At 62.9% G+C, this 17,267-nt stretch carries 18 protein-coding genes; all 18 read right to left on the bottom strand.

Annotated features, from left to right (window positions below):
- Nucleotides 1-17 precede the first annotated feature (17 nt).
- The 18 genes from rimP to LC298_RS02135 all read right to left on the bottom strand — a co-directional run bounded on the left by rimP (nt 18) and on the right by LC298_RS02135 (nt 17,265).
- The gene (rimP, locus tag LC298_RS02050; protein ID WP_263288984.1) at nt 18-629 is read right to left on the bottom strand and encodes a ribosome maturation factor RimP; all 612 of its coding nucleotides are present in this window, start codon (nt 627-629) and stop codon (nt 18-20) included.
- 139 nt (nt 630-768) lie between these two features.
- Entirely contained in the window at nt 769-1,470 is a 702-nt protein-coding gene (gene trmB, locus LC298_RS02055; RefSeq protein WP_131565117.1) for a tRNA (guanine(46)-N(7))-methyltransferase TrmB, read from the bottom strand.
- Nucleotides 1,471-1,485: 15 nt separating this feature from the next.
- The gene (metK, locus tag LC298_RS02060; RefSeq protein WP_131565115.1) at nt 1,486-2,754 is read right to left on the bottom strand and encodes a methionine adenosyltransferase; all 1,269 of its coding nucleotides are present in this window, start codon (nt 2,752-2,754) and stop codon (nt 1,486-1,488) included.
- Between the two features lie 158 nt (nt 2,755-2,912).
- Complete coding sequence (locus LC298_RS02065; protein ID WP_131565113.1) at nt 2,913-3,329, bottom strand: helix-turn-helix domain-containing protein; 417 nt, start codon at nt 3,327-3,329, stop codon at nt 2,913-2,915.
- 104 nt (nt 3,330-3,433) lie between these two features.
- Nucleotides 3,434-5,038 (bottom strand): apolipoprotein N-acyltransferase, encoded by a 1,605-nt coding sequence (lnt, locus tag LC298_RS02070; protein ID WP_131565111.1) that lies wholly within the window; start codon nt 5,036-5,038, stop codon nt 3,434-3,436.
- A 96-nt stretch (nt 5,039-5,134) separates the two neighbouring features.
- Nucleotides 5,135-6,259, bottom strand: a complete 1,125-nt coding sequence (locus LC298_RS02075) for a hemolysin family protein (RefSeq protein WP_131565109.1) — start codon at nt 6,257-6,259, stop codon at nt 5,135-5,137.
- 15 nt (nt 6,260-6,274) lie between these two features.
- Nucleotides 6,275-6,754: an rRNA maturation RNase YbeY gene (gene ybeY, locus LC298_RS02080; protein ID WP_131565107.1), complete on the bottom strand. Its 480-nt coding sequence runs from the start codon at nt 6,752-6,754 to the stop codon at nt 6,275-6,277.
- 3 nt (nt 6,755-6,757) lie between these two features.
- Nucleotides 6,758-7,771, bottom strand: coding sequence for a PhoH family protein (locus LC298_RS02085; protein WP_223385499.1), 1,014 nt, complete (start codon nt 7,769-7,771; stop codon nt 6,758-6,760).
- Nucleotides 7,768-9,180, bottom strand: a complete 1,413-nt coding sequence (gene miaB / locus LC298_RS02090) for a tRNA (N6-isopentenyl adenosine(37)-C2)-methylthiotransferase MiaB (protein ID WP_131565104.1) — start codon at nt 9,178-9,180, stop codon at nt 7,768-7,770. The genes LC298_RS02085 and miaB overlap by 4 nt, the downstream gene beginning before the upstream one ends.
- 10 nt (nt 9,181-9,190) lie before the next feature.
- Entirely contained in the window at nt 9,191-10,012 is an 822-nt protein-coding gene (olsA, locus tag LC298_RS02095; protein WP_131565102.1) for a lyso-ornithine lipid O-acyltransferase, read from the bottom strand.
- Nucleotides 10,009-10,395, bottom strand: coding sequence for a Fur family transcriptional regulator (locus LC298_RS02100; RefSeq protein ID WP_131565865.1), 387 nt, complete (start codon nt 10,393-10,395; stop codon nt 10,009-10,011). The genes olsA and LC298_RS02100 overlap by 4 nt, the downstream gene beginning before the upstream one ends.
- Before the next feature lie 90 nt (nt 10,396-10,485).
- Nucleotides 10,486-10,977, bottom strand: a complete 492-nt coding sequence (gene rimI / locus LC298_RS02105; RefSeq protein WP_131565100.1) for a ribosomal protein S18-alanine N-acetyltransferase — start codon at nt 10,975-10,977, stop codon at nt 10,486-10,488.
- Nucleotides 10,977-11,672 (bottom strand): tRNA (adenosine(37)-N6)-threonylcarbamoyltransferase complex dimerization subunit type 1 TsaB, encoded by a 696-nt coding sequence (tsaB, locus tag LC298_RS02110; protein WP_223385541.1) that lies wholly within the window; start codon nt 11,670-11,672, stop codon nt 10,977-10,979. The genes rimI and tsaB overlap by 1 nt, the downstream gene beginning before the upstream one ends.
- Before the next feature lie 44 nt (nt 11,673-11,716).
- Nucleotides 11,717-13,006, bottom strand: coding sequence for a TRAP transporter large permease (locus tag LC298_RS02115; RefSeq protein WP_131565097.1), 1,290 nt, complete (start codon nt 13,004-13,006; stop codon nt 11,717-11,719).
- Between the two features lie 6 nt (nt 13,007-13,012).
- The gene (locus LC298_RS02120) at nt 13,013-13,618 is read right to left on the bottom strand and encodes a TRAP transporter small permease (protein ID WP_131565095.1); all 606 of its coding nucleotides are present in this window, start codon (nt 13,616-13,618) and stop codon (nt 13,013-13,015) included.
- Nucleotides 13,619-13,714: 96 nt separating this feature from the next.
- Complete coding sequence (locus LC298_RS02125; protein ID WP_131565094.1) at nt 13,715-15,700, bottom strand: beta-galactosidase; 1,986 nt, start codon at nt 15,698-15,700, stop codon at nt 13,715-13,717.
- 35 nt (nt 15,701-15,735) lie between these two features.
- Complete coding sequence (locus tag LC298_RS02130) at nt 15,736-16,602, bottom strand: SMP-30/gluconolactonase/LRE family protein (RefSeq protein ID WP_131565092.1); 867 nt, start codon at nt 16,600-16,602, stop codon at nt 15,736-15,738.
- Between the two features lie 3 nt (nt 16,603-16,605).
- A complete protein-coding gene (locus LC298_RS02135; RefSeq protein ID WP_131565090.1) occupies nt 16,606-17,265 on the bottom strand; it encodes a 2-dehydro-3-deoxy-6-phosphogalactonate aldolase in 660 nt (219 codons plus the stop codon).
- Nucleotides 17,266-17,267: the final 2 nt, after the last annotated feature.

Here is a 17,267-nt window from a genome sequence, read left to right on the forward strand (position 1 = left end):
TTGCCGGATGCGGGATCTTAATCTTCATCTTCATCTTCTGTTTCGAGGCCGCGCGCGAGACGCGCCGCCTTGTCGGCCTTCAGCGCGTCGCGGATCAAATCGTCCGTCAGGATCAGCCGCGCGTCGGCAATCGCGTCAAGCGGAATGGTCGCGACCAGCGATTCTCCGAATGTGGCCTTGTCGCCCTCGATGGTCACGGCATCGCCGCTCAGATCGACAACCTTGCCGCGGAAGCGCTTGCGTCCCTCCACCATCGTCGAGGTTTCGATCTTCGCAAGATGTCCGCGCCATTTGGCAAAATCGCTCAATCTCACCAGGGGCCTGTCGATGCCCGGCGACGAAACCTCCAGGTGGTACGCACGGTCGATCGGATCCTCGACATCCAGCAAGGGTGACAGCATGCGGCTGACCGTCTCGCAATCCTCCACCGTCATCGTTCCGTCGGCGCGCTCGGCCATGATCTGCAGGGTCAGGCCGTTCATTCCCGACAGGCGGACGCGCACCAGCTTGTAGCCGGCACTGTTGAGCACGGGCTCGACGATCGCCGCGACGCGGGCATCAACGCCCGTCTCGCGCACAATGCGCGCTTCATCGTTCTCAATCGGCGCCGGCTGGCTGTCTGCGTTCAAGTGCACGTGCCCTGATTTCGGTAACAAAAAAGAGCGGGTCCTTGCGGGCCCACTCTTGTTCAATTGACCAAGAATTTGATCTCCATATACGCCCGTGAGCGAAGGGATGCAAGAGCGAGGGTGGACGGCACGGCCCGGCTCAACGCCGCACGAACGTCAGATACGCCGGGGTCCGGCCTTCGCGCAGTGCCTTCGCCTCGTAGCGGGTTCCGGGCCATCCGTCATATGGCTCGCGCCAGTCGGCCGCGTTGCGTGCGGTCCATTCAAAGGCGGGGTGAATTTCGATGTGCCGGAGCGTCCAGTTGACATAGGTGTCGATGTCGGATGCGAAGCGAAAGACGGCGCCGGGCTTCATCACTCTCGCGAACCGGTCGAGATTGGCCGCGTTGACGAAGCGGCGTTTCCAGTGCCGCATCTTCGGCCAGGGATCGGGATAGAGGAGATCGACGCCGTCAAGCGACGCGTCCGGCAGCCAATCGAGCAATTGCGTCGCATCGTCATCATGGAGCCGAACATTGGTCAGCCCCTCGTCAGCAGCCGCGGCGACAAATTTCGCCATCGAATTGACGAATGGCTCGACGCCGATGAACCCCCCGTGCGGATCGGACAACGCGCGATGAAGCAAATGCTCGCCGCCGCCGAACCCGATTTCGAGGACGATGCGCGTCGGCGCGTGGTCGAACACATTCCGCAGCGCCGCCGGCGGCGGCGATGCGAGGTCGATCCTCCACTCGGGAAGATAGCGGTCGAGGAGCTCAGCCTGCCGCGGCTTCAGCGCCTTGCCGCGGCGGCGGCCGAAAAACGCCTCCGTCGAGCGGGAGCGCCGCCGATCGTCCGGCATGGGGTTCCGATCCGCTCAGATTTCGGCAATCGCGGCCTTCAGCGGCTTCGCCAGGTTCGTCTTTTCCCACGAAAACGACCCGTCGCGACCGGATTTGCGTCCGAAATGGCCGTAAGCGGCGGTCTTGGCATAGATCGGCCTGTTCAGGTCGAGATGGCGGCGAATGCCCGTCGGAGACAGGTCCATCACCTTGCGAAGGGCCTTCTCGATCACCGCATCATCCACCGTGCCGGTGCCGTGCGTGTCAACATAGACAGACAATGGCTGGGCGACGCCGATCGCATAGGCCAGCTGGATGGTGCAGCGATCCGCGATGCCGGCCGCAACGACGTTCTTGGCGAGATAGCGCGCGGCATAAGCGGCTGACCGGTCAACCTTTGTCGTATCCTTGCCGGAAAACGCCCCGCCGCCATGCGGGGCCGCCCCGCCATAGGTGTCGACGATGATCTTGCGGCCCGTCAGACCGGCGTCTCCGTCAGGGCCGCCGATGACGAACTTGCCTGTCGGATTGATGTACCAGTTGCAATCCTCGGCGATGGGAAGATCGCCGAGCGCCTCACGGATGTAGGGCTCGACGACCCGGCGAACCTTTCTGGAATCCCAGCTATCGTCCATATGCTGTGTCGACAGGACGATCTGCGTCACCTCGGCAGGCTTGCCGCCTTCGTAGCGTACCGTGACCTGCGACTTGGCGTCCGGCCCCAACCGTGCGGCGTCACCCTCGCCTGCCTTACGCGCGGAAGCAAGCACTTCGAGGATCTTGTGCGAGTAGTAAATCGGGGCCGGCATAAGCTCCGGCGTCTCGCGGCAGGCGTAACCGAACATGATGCCCTGATCGCCCGCACCTTCTTCTCCCTGGCGGTCGGCTGCGTTGTCGACCCCTTGGGCAATGTGCGACGACTGGCCGTGCAGCAGCACGTCTATCTTGCAGGTTTTCCAGTGAAAACCGTTCTGTTCGTAACCGATATCGCGGATCGCGCGGCGCGCGGCGGAGCGGAACCGACCGGGCGCGATCGCGGGCGTGTTGTCGCCGTTCATGACCACGTTGCCCGTCTTGTCCTTTTTGAAGAAGGTCTCGGGCACCCGCACCTCGCCGGCAATCACGACCCGGTTCGTCGTCGTCAGGGTTTCGCAGGCGACACGGACGCTCATCGGATCCATGCCCGTCTTGCGCGCTTCCCGATAGATCATGTCCACGATCTCGTCGGAGATACGGTCGCAGACCTTGTCGGGGTGCCCTTCGGAAACCGACTCGCTGGTGAAGATGTAGTCCTGTCGCGCCATGAAACTGTCCCGATGTCTGAGGTTCGGACGCCGCACCTCCGCGGCTTGTGGGCCTCTCGTTAGGAGACGGCACCGGCGCGGTCAAGATAAATCAGAAATTCGCTTAAAGATATAAGGATAAGTGCATGTCTCCCTCAAGACCGGGAGAGACGGGGCGATTACCCCCCGTCCTCGGCATCGTCGGCGAGCGCCTTGACGAGATCGATGATACGCCGCCGCACCTTCTGATTGGAAATCTTTACGAAGGCCCGGTTGAGTTGCAGTCCTTCGGAACTGGACAGGAAGTTGACGACGTAGGCCGAACCACTTTCCTGCATGCCGGACGGCCCGTCGGCTCCGTCGCCAGGCGCATCCTCGAAGAAAAATGCGACGGGCACGCCGAGGATCGCCGCAATATTCTGCAACCGGCTGGCGCCCACGCGATTGGCGCCCTTTTCGTATTTCTGCACCTGTTGAAACGTGATCCCCAACGCCTCGCCAAGCTTCTCCTGGCTCATACCCAGCATCGTTCTGCGCAGCCGGATGCGGCTGCCCACATGGATGTCGATCGGATTGGGTTTCTTCTTATCGACCATTGCGTTTCCTCGCGGCATCAGCGCGCTCAGGCAGGGGCACTTTTCCGCCGCAGCGAACATTGCGCCGGACATTAAAGTGGTAGGCGGATAAACAAAAGGCGCAATTATCCGGCGCCACGCCGCGAACGCGCGGTTCTGCCAAAACGCCCGGCAAGCGCGAGGGCGAAAAGACCGGCGAGAAGCCCCATGAAGGGAAGCTCGCGGTGGCGGCGGTACACGGTCTCGGCGACCGGCGCCGGCAATGCGGCATCGAACGCGCCTTTCGCGCCATAGCCGAGCGCATCGCGCTGGCGGCCGAGAGGATCGTATAGCGCGGAGACGCCGTTGTTCGCGGCACGGACGAGGGGCAGGCCGTTCTCCACGGCGCGGATGCGGGCCTGGTGCGCATGCTGGTAGGGACCCGGGGTGTCGCCGTACCAGGCATCGTTGGTGACGTTGACGATCATGCTCGGCGCATCGCCGTCGGCGGAAAGTTCGTGCGGAAAGATCGCCTCGTAGCAGATCAGCGGCAAGGCCACGGCACCGTTCGGCAGCGTCAGAGTGCGGCGTCGGGGAGTTGCGGAATAGCCGCGATCCGCAGCTGCGACCGCCTTTATCCCGAACCCGGACAACCATTCGCCGAAGGGAAGATATTCGCCGAAGGGGACCAGGTGTTTCTTGTCCCCGGCGTCGAAAATCACGCCATCGGCACTCACCGCGAGGAGGGAGTTGAAGTAGGCCGGACGCCCACCGCGCGTTTCCGTCTCGCTCAACCTCACAGCACCGGCAAGAAGAATCTGGCCGTCCTGAAGGGTTTGCGCCAGCGCAGCCACCGCGTCCGGCCGCTGCGTGAGGATGAAGGGTACCGAGGTCTCGGGCCAGACCACGATGTCGGGCGGGGCGTCGCTTTCGCCCGTCTCGGAGGTCAAGGCGAGCAGCCCCTCGAAAATTTCGTTGCTCTTCTCCGGATCCCATTTGCCGCTCTGGTCAACCGCGGGCTGAACCACACGGACACGAAGGGTCGTATCGGAAGATTCGCTCTCCTGCGCGATGCGCCAAAAACCGAATCCGAACTGGGCGGAGATCAGCACCGTCAGGAGTACGGCGGAGAGCACCATTTTGCGTCCCCGGGCCGCAAACATCGCCGGAAGCGCGAAAACGTAAACGGCGAGCGCATTCATCCCGAAGACACCGATCACGGCGGCAGGCTGCATCAACACGGGAACGGGCATGGCCGCATAGCCAATCGCGTTCCAGGGGAAGCCGGTCAGAATGAAACTTCTCGACCATTCGGCCAGGCCGAACGCAAAAGCCAGCGCCGCGATACGCCCCAGCCCGTCGGACCAAAGCGCGCGCGCCAGCGCGGCGGCCGCGCCGTAAAAGACCGCCAGCACGGCGGGCAGGCCCAGTACCGCCATCGGCCACATCCAGAGGAATTCCTCAGCCTCGACGAAAAGCGCATTGCCGATCCACCACAGGCCGGCGGTGAAATAACCGAAGCCGAAGAGCCATCCGGTAAAAAAGGCGGGGCGGACCATCGCGATGCGGGAGGGAGAAGGCCGGGCGACCGCGCCGTCGATCAGCCAGACAAGTACCGGAAAGGAGATGAAACACGCTATGAACAGATGAAAGGGGGCCTGCCCGAGGACGGCCACGGCGCCGGCCGCGAACGAGAGACCCGCTCTTGGCCATCCTGCCGTCAGCATTATTCGGTTGGCCAAGCGTTCCATCAGGTCTTTTGCCGAATCATCCCCGTCGACCCGGGTTTAGACCAGTTCGCCGCCGGTTTGAATCATGCCTGTTGAAATAGGCCGCAGATCGGACCGTCAGTTTTCGGCCGGCGCCGAAGCGCGTGCCTTTGCCTGCTCCGATTTTTCAGGAGGCTGAGCCGCCATCTCGCGCTCGGCGGCTTCGCGCCGCGGGGCCCGGCGCTTCGGTCGCGATATCTTGACCCGCTTGATCCGCCGTGGATCGGCCTCGAGAACCTCGATCTCATAGCCAGCGAACGAGGCGATGATCTCGCCGCGAACGGGGATACGCCCGAGCAGCGAGAAGATCAGACCGCCAACCGTGTCGACGTCGTCGTCTTCGCTGCGCGCCGCCTCCAGAAAACCGTTGCCGAGAGCGGCAGCAAGGTCTTCGAGTTCCACCCTGGCGTCGGCAATGATCGCACCGTCCTCATTTTCCGTGAACAGGGCTTCATCGTCGTCGTGCTCATCCTCGATGTCGCCGACCACCATCTCGACAATGTCCTCAAGCGACACAAGTCCATCGGTTCCGCCATACTCGTCGATGACGAGCGCCATCTGAATACGCTGCGTCTGCATGCGCCCCATGAGATCAGCCGCCAACATGGATGGCGGCACGAACAGCACGTCGCGGGCGAGCTTGAGTTCTCCAATCGAGCGGTCGAGGTCCACCTTACCCAGATCGAATTGCGCCCCGCTGTTGTGTCCGGCTGCTGCGGGGGCGTTCTTGCGGCGGGCCCGCTTCTTTTCCGACGCAATCCGGGTAATCGCCGCCACCACGTCGCGGATATGGACCATGCCGCGCGGATCATCGAGCGTCTCATTGTAGACGGGCATCCGGCTGTGGCCGGAACTCTCGAACAATTTCAGCAATTCGCCCAGAGTCGTGGTCTGGTCCACCGCATCGACATCGGCCCGCGGGACCATGACATCCTCCACACGGACCTCGCGCAACCGCAGGATATTGTGCAGCATCGCCCGTTCGCCGGGCGTTATGGTCTGATCGCCGGCATCGGCCGCAAGCGCGTCCTGAAGGTTCTCACGGATGGTGGCCGACGATTGGGGGCGAAATAGGTAGGCCAGACGCTGGAAGAAGCCCGGCTGCACCCGGCTCCGGGCCACCTCTCCGTTCAGACTTCGTGGATCGGTGTCTTCGCCACCCTGTTCTTTCGTCGTGGCGGGAGCGTTGTCTTCTCGTGTCATGGGTGTTCGAATGTCTCAGTCGCCATCAGAATAGGGGTCGGAAACGCCCATGTCAGCAAGAATTGCGGTTTCCGCGGCTTCCATCTCCTCGGCGTCGGTGTCATTTTCGTGATCATAGCCCAAAAGATGAAGAAATCCGTGCACAATCAGATGCCGCAGGTGGTCCTCGACCGACCTGCCTTCAAGGGCCGCTTCGGAAAACACGGTTTCAGCGGCCAGCACGATATCGCCCAATAACGGTCCCGGATCGTCTCCCGGAGCGATCCCGACGACCGGAAAAGAAAGCACGTTTGTCGATCTGTCCTTGCCGCGCCACGCCCCGTTCAGGGTCGTCATCGCTGCGTCATCGGTGAAAAGAATGCTCAACTCGCTGTCGATAGCGGCAGGGCCAAGCCTCGCGATTGCGGCGTCGACCGCGCTGCGCGCAAGCGCCCGCAGCGTGTCTTCCGAAGGCCAGTCCCCTGCTTCCATCGCGACGTCGATGGCAATCGGCATCGCTCACGTCCGCTGATCGTAGGCCGAAACGATCTTCGCGACGAGCGGATGGCGAACGACATCCCCTTCGTTGAAGCGGACCGTGACGATGCCGTCGACATCCTTCAGGACACCGAGCGCCTCCACCAGGCCCGACTTCGCTCCCAGCGGAAGGTCGATCTGCGACGGATCGCCCGTGACCATCATGCGTGAGTTCTCGCCCAAACGGGTAAGAAACATCTTCATTTGCATGGTCGTGGTGTTCTGCGCCTCGTCGAGGATCACCGCCGCATTCGACAAGGTACGGCCACGCATAAAAGCAAGCGGCGCGATCTCGATCACGCCGGCGGCCAGACCCCGTTCGACCTTGTCGGCGGGAATCATGTCGTAAAGCGAATCGTAAAGAGGACGCAGATAGGGATCGACCTTCTCCTTCATGTCGCCGGGCAGGAAGCCAAGCCGCTCGCCCGCCTCCACCGCCGGGCGCGATAATATGATGCGTTCGACCAGTCCCCGCTCCAGCATCATCGCCGCGTGGGCGACGGCGAGATAGGTCTTGCCGGTTCCGGCCGGGCCGATGCCGAACACCAGTTCGGCGCGATCCAGTGCACGGATGTAGGCGTCCTGATTGGGCGTCCGGGCAAAAACCGACTTCTTGCGTGTCGATATCTGCGCCGCCGCAAGCTTGGCTGGCGCGCTCAGCGTCGGCAGAGAAAGCTGATCGTCGGCCGCCATCGCCATCCGCAAGGCGCCGTCGACATCACTGGCTTCGAGGTCGATCCCGCCAGCGGTCAGGCGATCATAGAGATAATCGAGAGCGCGGCGCGCCTGTTCGGTCGCCACCGGCTCGCCGCGAATGGAGACCTGGTTTCCCTTCGAGCGCACGTCGACGCCGAGACGCTGTTCGATCAGCGCCAGATTCTGGTCGAACTGTCCGTAAAGGGCACGGGCGTGTTCGTTGTTGTCAAAGCTGAGAACGATATGCGCCAGGTCGGAGGCGCCGGAGGTGACCGGAGTCACGTTGGCCTTTGCGTTCAAGCCCGTCTTTCCACTTCCCTGTTAACGGCATCCGCAAGAAGGCTGTTGGCGGACGCCTTGCTGATTCGCACCGAAACAATGTCGCCGATTTTTCCGACAGTTTCATCACAAACTACGGGCTGAAGCCATGGCGAACGGCCAATCAGCTGACCCAACTCGCGCCCGGGCTTCTCCAGAAGCACCGGAACGATGCGATTTTCCAGACCCTTCATGAACGCCGTCTGCTGCGTCGCCAGCAGCGCCTGAAGCCGCTGCAGCCGCTCGCTCTTCACATCGTCGGCAACGTGATCGGCAAGATCGGCCCCGGGAGTGCCCGGACGGGGCGAATATTTGAACGAAAAGGCCTGTGCGTAACCGACGTCGCCGACGAGATCCATCGTGTCCTCGAAGTCGGCATCAGTCTCGCCCGGGAAGCCGACGATGAAATCGCCCGAAAGGGCGATGTCCGGCCGGGCCTCGCGGATGCGATCGATCAGGCGACGGTATTCGTCAGCGGTATGTTTCCGGTTCATCGCCTTAAGGATGCGATCCGACCCCGCCTGGACGGGCAAGTGGAGATACGGCATCAGGCATTCGATATCCCGATGCGCCTCGATCAAGGCGTCATCCATGTCGCGTGGATGGCTGGTGACGTATCGGAGCCGAGCGAGGCCGTCGATCCCGGCAAGCGCATGAAGAAGGCGACCAAGGCCCCACTCGGCCCCGTCCGGGCCCTCACCGTGCCAGGCATTGACGTTCTGACCAAGCAGCGTGATCTCCCGGACGCCGGCGCCAACAAGGTTTCTCGCCTCGCTCATGATCTGGGAGACCGGGCGGGAGACTTCCGCGCCGCGGGTGTAAGGCACCACACAAAAGGTGCAGAACTTGTCGCAGCCTTCCTGCACGGTAAGAAAGGCCGTCACGCCGCGGTCGCGCACCTGCCTCCTGTCAGGTGCGGGGAGATGCTCGAACTTGTCCTCGACGGAATAGTCGGTCTCGACCACCTTGGCGCCGGAGCGCGCTTGCGAGACGACCTGCGGAAGCCGGTGATAGGTCTGCGGGCCGATCACGAAGTCGACGGCGGGCTCGCGGCGGATGATTTCCTCGCCTTCGGCCTGTGCCACGCATCCGGCGACTCCGATCAGCAGATCCCGGCCGGTTTCCCTGCGGACCGCCCGCAGCTTGCGGAGACGTCCCAGCTCCGAATAAATTTTCTCCGCCGCCTTCTCGCGGATATGGCAGGTGTTGAGGAGCACCATGTCAGCGTCGTCGGGCGACTTCGTTTCGACATACCCGCCCGATCCGAGCGCATCGGCCATGCGCTGGCTGTCATAGACGTTCATCTGGCAGCCATAAGTCTTGACAAAGACCTTGCGCGTGTTGCCGTTCACCCCGGATTCGGGCATCAACATTTCGGTATTTTCACTCATGCGGGGGCTCTTAACGCTTTTCGCTGCCGCTGAGAAGCGCCGTTCGCCCGCGCAACGCCAGGGAAACCAGTTCGCGCACCGCCTGCTCACAATGCGCGGCCAGTGCCTTTCGGCCGGCAAAGGTCGACGCCGGGAAGGGCTCGCCGAAGATGATCGTCGCGTCGATGGCGCCTTTCTCGATAACGCCCTTCAGATGCGGACCTAGTTCGATATCGCCCGGCCAGGCGGCAACCGGCCTGTCGAATCGGCCCATCGGCATTCCGTGGAGGTGGGTGTAGGCGATCGCTACGGGCTGAACGAGGACCGGAAAATCGGTTTCGCCGGCCTGCATGCCAGCCGCCCCGAAAAGCGCCGACTTGAAGGGCAGGAGAAAGTTGCCGTCCGACGTCGTGCCTTCGGGAAACAGGACCACCGCATCACCCTTCGCGAGGCGTTCACGGATCCGCGTCGCCTGTGTCCCGGCTGTTCGCCGCCGCTCCCGGTCCACGAAAACCGTTTCCTGAAGACGCGCCAGGAGCGATATGCCTGGCCACCCGGAAACTTCCTCCTTGGCGACGAACGACACCGGCGCGGCCGCGCCGAGCGCCACGATGTCCAGCCATGAAACGTGGTTGCAGACGATCAGCACACCATCGTCGCCGGTGCCGGCCGGTTCGCCATGGATGCGCAAATGCAGGCCCATGAGCCGCGCAACGATGCGGTGCCATGTCTGCGGGAGCCGCCTGCGCAACCGCCCGGATTTGCGGATTGCCATGAGTTGAAGGGGAAGCAGGATGCCCGTCAGCGGCACGACAAGTCCCAGGATCAGCGCCAGCCGGGCGCGCCCGTTCACGCCTGCTTGTCCTTCTCGTCCAGCGGGACGGCATAGAGTTCGAGGCGATGATCGACGATGCGGTAGCCTAGTTCGCGGGCGATCTCCTCCTGCAAGGCCTCAATCCGCGCGTTGCGGAACTCGATGACCTGACCGGATTTCACGTCAATCAGATGGTCGTGATGCTCGTCGGAAATCGGCTCGTAGCGCGCACGACCGTCGCGGAATTCGTGCTTCTCGATAATTGCGAGATCCTCGAACAGTTTCACCGTGCGATAGACCGTCGAGATCGAGATATTGGGGTCGACGGAGGAGGCGCGGCGGTACAGCTCCTCCACGTCGGGATGATCCTGGGCCTCCTGCAGCACGTTCGCGATCACGCGGCGCTGCTCGGTCATCCGCATGCCGCGCTCGACGCACAGCTCCTCCAAAGTCTTTTCAGAGTCCGCGCTCACGTCCCGATTCCGTCATCGCTTGAAGAAAGTGCATCGGACCTAGCCAAGATCGCGGCGCATGACAAGCGCGGCAGAGGCGCGCCCCAGCCTGTCGCGATAATAGTCAGGCCGGCCGCCAACCTGAAAGAATCCGAGTTTACGATAGAGCGACAGAGCCGGTTGGTTGGTCTCGTCCACCTCCAGAAAGATAGCCTCGATGCGCTCACCATGCGCCTTCGCCAGAACAGAATCCATAAGCTTTCGGCCAAGCCCCCGGCCCTGCCATTCGGGAGCGACCGTGATCGTCAGGATTTCGGCTTCGCCGGCAGCCTCGCGGACGAGGACGAACCCCAGGACCTGGGCCTTTCCCCGCCGCAACTCGCGCGCAACGAAGCCGAATACCGTCTTCTGGGCGAGAAGATCGGAAAACTCGCCATCCGTCCAGGGACGGGAGAATGTCAGCCGGTGCAGTTCCGACATGCGGTGGGCATGGTCGGGCGTCATCGGATCGATCACGACGTCGAGCGGCCAAATCCGATCGAGGAGCCGCATCACCGGCCCGCTCCGACCGGCCCGCCTTCGGCGCGGGGCAGGGCGAAGGCGTCCTGCGGCTTTGCGTCCGCGCCACGGAGATAAAGAGGCACCGGAGCACGTCCGGAATTCCCGCAGAGCCTGGCGAAGGCCTCAATCGCACCGGTGGCGCCGCCAATCGGCGAGATCTCGACGGGCCTTGCAAGCCGCTTTCCCAAGTCGGCTGCCGCGTTGCCTGCGAGGAGGCCTATCTGTTGCGGCACCGCCTTGCCGGCTTCGGTCTCATCGAATGCTTCCGGCTCGGTCAGCGCAACGCCGTCCTTGCCGAAGGACTGCATGAAGACCTGCCCCCGGCCCCCCCCAATCGCCACCGTCACCGCCTTGTTCCCGGAGGCTGACAGCGCACCATCGGCTATCGCCTCGAGCGTGGTGACACCGACGGCGGGAATGCCGAGAGCCAGCGCGAAGCCGCGCGCGGCGGCGACGCCCACGCGGATGCCCGTGAAGGAGCCCGGACCGACCGATACCGCGACTTGCCCGAGATCGGCGAATTCCCTGCCGGATTCCCGCATGGCCGTGCTCACGACATCCATCAATTGTTCCGCATGTCCGCGCCCGATGTCGCGTTCCTCGCTGGAAAGAACGCTGCGCGTCGCCGTGTCGTACAGACAAGCCGAGCAGAAATTCGCCGCAGTGTCGATCGCAAGAGTGAGCATGGACACTGGTTATTCAATCGCGCGGGACGCGGCAAGCGCAGCCGTCAGTTCACGAGCCCGAGCAGGCGCGGAATGGTGAGGGATACTGCAGGCACGTAGGTGATGAGGAAGATGACCACGATTTCCACGGCCAGGAACGGCAAGATGGAGCGCGCGATGGTCTCTACGCGGTCCCCGGAGACGCTGGAGGCGACGAACAGCACCAGCCCCATCGGCGGCGTGATAAGCCCGACCGTCAGGTTGACGCTCATGATCATGGCGAAATGGACCGGGTCGACGCCGAGGCTGACGAAGATCGGGCCGAGAATCGGGCCGAGGATGATGATCGCCGGCCCGGCATCCAGAAACATGCCGACCACGAACAGCAGCAGATTGATCATGAACAGGAGGATCAGCGGATTGCTGGTCAGCGTGACGATCCATTCCGCCATGTTCTCGGCGACGTGGCTGAGGCTGACCACCGTCTTGAACGCCATCGCCGCGCCGACAAGCAGCAGGACGACCGCAGAGGTGAGCGAGGCCTTGGTGAAGACACCGGGCAAGTCCCGCCATTTCAGCGTGCCGAGGACGAAGAGACCGATCACCAGGGCGTAGAACGCGGCGACGGCCGATGCCTCGGTCGGCGTGAAGACGCCGCCGAGAATGCCGCCGAGGATGATGATCGGTGTCAGCAGGGGCAGAAAGGCGCGGACGGACGCCTGACCGGTCTGCTTCCATGTGGCGCGCTCGGAGGCCGGTGGAAAGCCTTCCTTACGCGCCTGAAAATTGACGATGCCCATCAGCGAAAGGCCGACGAGGATTCCGGGAACGATGCCGGCCGCAAACAGGGCGGCCACTGAGACCTCCATCACGTAGGCATAGATGATCATGATGCCGGAGGGCGGGATGATCGGGCCGATGACCGACGAGGCCGCGGTGACGGCGGCTGCATAACGGCGCTTGTAACCGTTTTTCTCCATGGCGGGAATGAGCATCGACCCGAGCGCCGAGGTATCTGCGACGGCCGAGCCCGACAGCCCCGCGAACAGCATCGAGGAAAGGATGTTCACCTGCGCGAGACCGCCGCGCACATGGCCGATCAATGTCTGGCTGAATTCGACGAGACGCAGGGTAATTCCGCCCCGGTTCATCAGTTCGCCCGCCAGCATGAAGAACGGGATGGCCAGCAGCGGGAAGGAGAAGATGCCCGAATAGATGTTGCGGTACATCAGCGCGAGATCGCGGCTCATGTCATTGGAGAACAGGATCAGACCGGGCGCCGCCAGCATGGCGAAGAACACCGGCATGCCGATCAACAGGAAAACGAGAAAAATCGGCAGAAAGAGCGCGAGCATCCGATCTTACTCGGCGCCGAAGAATTCAGGTATCTGGGGGGCGGGAAAGTCGTCCGGGCTGCCGAGCGTCTGGCCAAGGTTGCGCAGCAGGACTTCAATGTTGACGCTGAGCATCATGGCGAAGCAGGTGACCATGCCGAAATAGATGTAGGCCGCGCGGAACTCGAGCCGCGTTCCCAGAAGCGCGTTGATGCCGCTGTCCTGCAGCATCCGGTTGAGACCGGACGAGTTGAACAGGATCGGGCTGGAGAAGTGAATCCATGCCTGTTGAAGCAGGAACACGATGACGACGGTGGCGGTAATGACGAGAAAGAGCGTCAGTACGAAGCGGGGCCATTTCGGCAGTTGTTCCGACAGCATGTCTATGGAGACAAATCCGCCCCACCGGTAGGCGGACGGGGCGATCAGCCCCATCATCCAGATCATCAGGGCGAGCGCGGCTTCTTCCGGCCAGGGCAGCGCGCTGTTGAGCACGTAGCGGTAAAAAACCTGAAGCAGGATGATGAAGACCATCAGCGCCATCAGGACCCAGGCGATATTCCGGCCAAGAGCGAGGACAACTTCATTGATGCGCCCCAACAACGCATGCGCCGCACGCAAGCTTGCGATCATCGCAATTCTCCTCCGCTCGAAAACGACGATAGCGATGAGCAATCGATATGCAAGACATCCGGGAGTCCGTACCCAGCTTTGCTCAAGGGGAGTGAATTACCGCCGCCGGAAGGCCAGAACAGCGCGCGGGGCGAGCACAGTTTCACCGAACAGGATTTCACCCTCCCCGGCGATACCGGAGACATCGACGCTGTCGGGTCCGTAATTGAAGACGTATCGAACACCGCCATTGTCGCGAACGCGTATGTCGCGGTGCAAATCGAGCGCCTCGACCCCGGCCTGCCGGAGCAGTTCGCCGACGACCGCCTTTGCCGTCTCCTCATCAGGCCTTCCGGCAAGGTAGTGAATCCTCCCGTTCGTCAGATGCGCCGCGTAGCCGTCCTTAGACATCCGCACGGCCTTGACACCCTCCCCGGGCATGACGAATTCGCGCCAGCCGTTGAACCGGCCACCCTCCGCCAGCGGCACATCGACAAAAGGCGGCAGGCTCTCGACCCGTCGAATCTTCATATCGATCAACTTCCGGAACGGGCCTGGCGGCAGGCCCTCGGCGATCCGGAAGTCGTCGTTCTTCGAGCCGGTTCGGGGGCCGAGCAGAATCGCTGCGTCACTGTCGGCGAGCGCCTCAAGCACCTCGCCGGGCGCCGAAAAAAGCCCCGGCACGATCACCAGCTTGCGCCCCGTCACCGCCTCGCCTGACGGCGGCACGACATCAACCGAGACGCCGTGCTGGCGCAGGGCGCGATAGAAACGCAATACGAGATCGAAATAGTCGAAATCGCGGCCCTGTGGCTGGATCGCCCATGCCCATGCGCTTTCGTAATCGAACACCAGAGCCACGTCCGAGCGAGCGGGATCGGCGACCGCGCCAATCGCGTCAAGCTCCCCGGCGACCTGCTTGCAAACGGAATACGCTTCGTTGGGCTCTCCGTCAGGCAGCAGCAGTGCCTCGTGCATCTGCTCCTGCGCGAAAGAGGGCTGGCGCCATCTGAAATAACTGACGACTTCGGCCCCGGCAGCAAAAGCCTCCCAAGCCCAAAGGCGTACGGCGCCTGGAGACGGCGCGGGGTTCCACGGCGCCCAGTTGACCGGTCCCGGCTGCTGTTCCATCACCCACCAACGGCCATCCGCCTCGCCGTTGCGGACCTGGCCGCACGCCCGGTAGAGATCGTGGTGAAGCGCCTGGTTGTCGGGATCACCGACGCCGAGATAGCGTTGCTTGTTGTCCTCGTCCTTCGTGTCGCGATCGAGAAATCCGATGGGATAAGCGTCCCATGACGCGATATCGAGATCGGCGCTGACATCATAGTGGTCGAACGCCACGAAACGGCCCATGAAATTGTGCGCGATCGGGATTTCGGGCGAGTGTTCCCGGATGATCTCGGTCTGGATGCGGTTGAAGGCGATGACCTGATCCGACGAATAGCGCTGGAAGTCCATCGCATGAGCCGGATTGACTTCGGTCACCGCGAGATTCGGCAGTTCGACCTCTTCGAACGAGCGGTATTCCATCGACCAGAAAACGTTGCCCCAGGCCCGGTTGAGGGCGTCTGGCGACTGGTATTTCTGGCCGAGCCAGTCACGAAAGCCGGACAGAGCGGCGGCGGAATAGCTTTCGACCGTGTCGTGGCAGCCATACTCGTTGTCGGTCTGCCATGCGGCGAGCGCGGGATGGCGGCCATACCGCTTCGCCAGCAGGGTCACGATGCGGGCGCATTCGCGGCGATATCCCTGATGGCTGAAGCAATAATGGCGGCGTGAGCCGAAGCCGCGGGTCTTCCCGTCGCGGCCGACAGCCAGCATGTCGGGCATCGAATCGACCAGCCATTTGGGCGGGGTGGCCGTCGGCGTGCCGAGCACGACGTTCAGGCCGTTCGCGTGCAAGGTTTCGAAAGCCCGGTCCAGCCACTCGAAGTCGGTCCGGCCGGGATCGGGTTCCAGCCTGCTCCAGGCGAATTCACCGATGCGAACATGCGTTATGCCGGCCTCCGCCATCATCCGGGCGTCGTCGGTCCAGCGCTCCTGCGGCCAGTGTTCGGGATAATAGCAAACGCCCAGTGTCTGCTTGCGCGTGGTCTTCATCACCATTCCGATCTAAGATCAGGATTCGTTAATCCCTAAAGTGCGACAGCGGATTCGTATTTCGGCCGGACCGGCGTGCTCACGAGGAATGTGCTTCCCGCATGGGTGTCGGCCTCGCGCTCCGTGTGATTCATGCCCTCCCACGCCGAGGTGACAGCCAGCAGACCGTCGCCCACAAACGCCGGACAGGATGGCTGGCGCGCGGGAACGGCTATGGTCAGGAGGCGGTCGCCGGAGGGCGAGTAACAGTCGAGCGCCGAGGCCCCCCATCGCGCGTTCCAGAGATTGCCGTCGGCATCGATAACGGCGCCGTCAAGTCCGCCCTTGCCGCCCGAATGGTCGATGAAAACCTCCGGATCGGATACGGGCGCGCCGGTCGCCGGATCGACGGCGACGCTCATCAGTTTCGCAGCCGCCGTGTCGGCGAAATACGCCTTGGCGCCGTCGGGAGAAAAGCAGATCGCGTTCGGGATCGTGACATTGCCGTAGAGCTTGTCGACGGTGCCGCGAAAATAGCGATAAATCGCGCCCGCTTCCTTTTCCGCCCGCTTTCCCATGGTTCCGAACCAGAACGCGCCCGAGGGGTGGACCCGGGCATCGTTCGAGCGTGTCGCGGCATTGTCGGCTTCCACGGAAACGTGCTGCACGATCCCGCCCGATTTCGTGTCGAGAACCGACAGGCCCGTTTCTGTCAGCAACAGGTCGCGATCGCCATCGATCACTGCCATGGCGCTCGTCATCTCCGGCAGATCAATAGAGGTCTCCATCCGGTCAGCCATGTTCATCGCATGACGTTTCCGCCCGACGATATCGAACCAGAACAGCGTGTCGCGCGCCGGGTCGTAAAGCGGGCCCTCGCCCAGTTCACAGCGCGTTCCGGAAAGGATGGAGACTTCTGCCATGGATCACACCTCGACCGTTCCGGAAAAGACAGCATCCCATGCCTGCACGGTGCGGTGTGCCCGCGCGGCGATCTCCTTCAGTTCCATCCCCGGCCGGAAGATCGATGATCCGAGACCGAAGACGCGAATGCCCTGCTCTCCGTAGGTTTCGAAATCCAGCTCCGAGACGCCACCGACCGCGCCGACGATCGTTCCCGCGGGCAGGACAGCGGATATCGCCTTGATGCCCGTTGCGCCCAGCACACTTGCCGGAAAGAACTTGAGGCCGGAGGCGCCTGCCGCGAGCGCGGCGAGAGCCTCTGTTGGCGAAAACACGCCGGGCATCGTCACCATGGCGTGTGCGCCAGCGCGCGCCAGCACGCCCGGATCGACATTCGGCGACACCAGCAGCCGTCCGCCGGCGTCATGCAGGCGATCGACGTCTGCAGTGCCCAGCACCGTTCCGGCTCCGACGAGCGCGTCTTTTCCGTGCGCCCTTGCTACCGCCTCGATGGAATTGAAGGGATCGGGCGAGTTCAGTGGAATCTCGATCGCCTCGAACCCGGCATCGACAAGTGCCGACGCTACATCGAGCGCCTCCGCCGGGGGCAAGCCGCGCAGGATCGCGATCAGTTCGCGCTTCATTTTCGGCCACCGGGCCGATCTCTGCGTTTCTTTCGCCATCT

Origin of the sequence: Oricola cellulosilytica (assembly GCF_019966575.1) — a bacterium.
In the GTDB taxonomy this organism is placed as follows: Bacteria; Pseudomonadota; Alphaproteobacteria; order Rhizobiales; family Rhizobiaceae; genus Oricola; species Oricola cellulosilytica.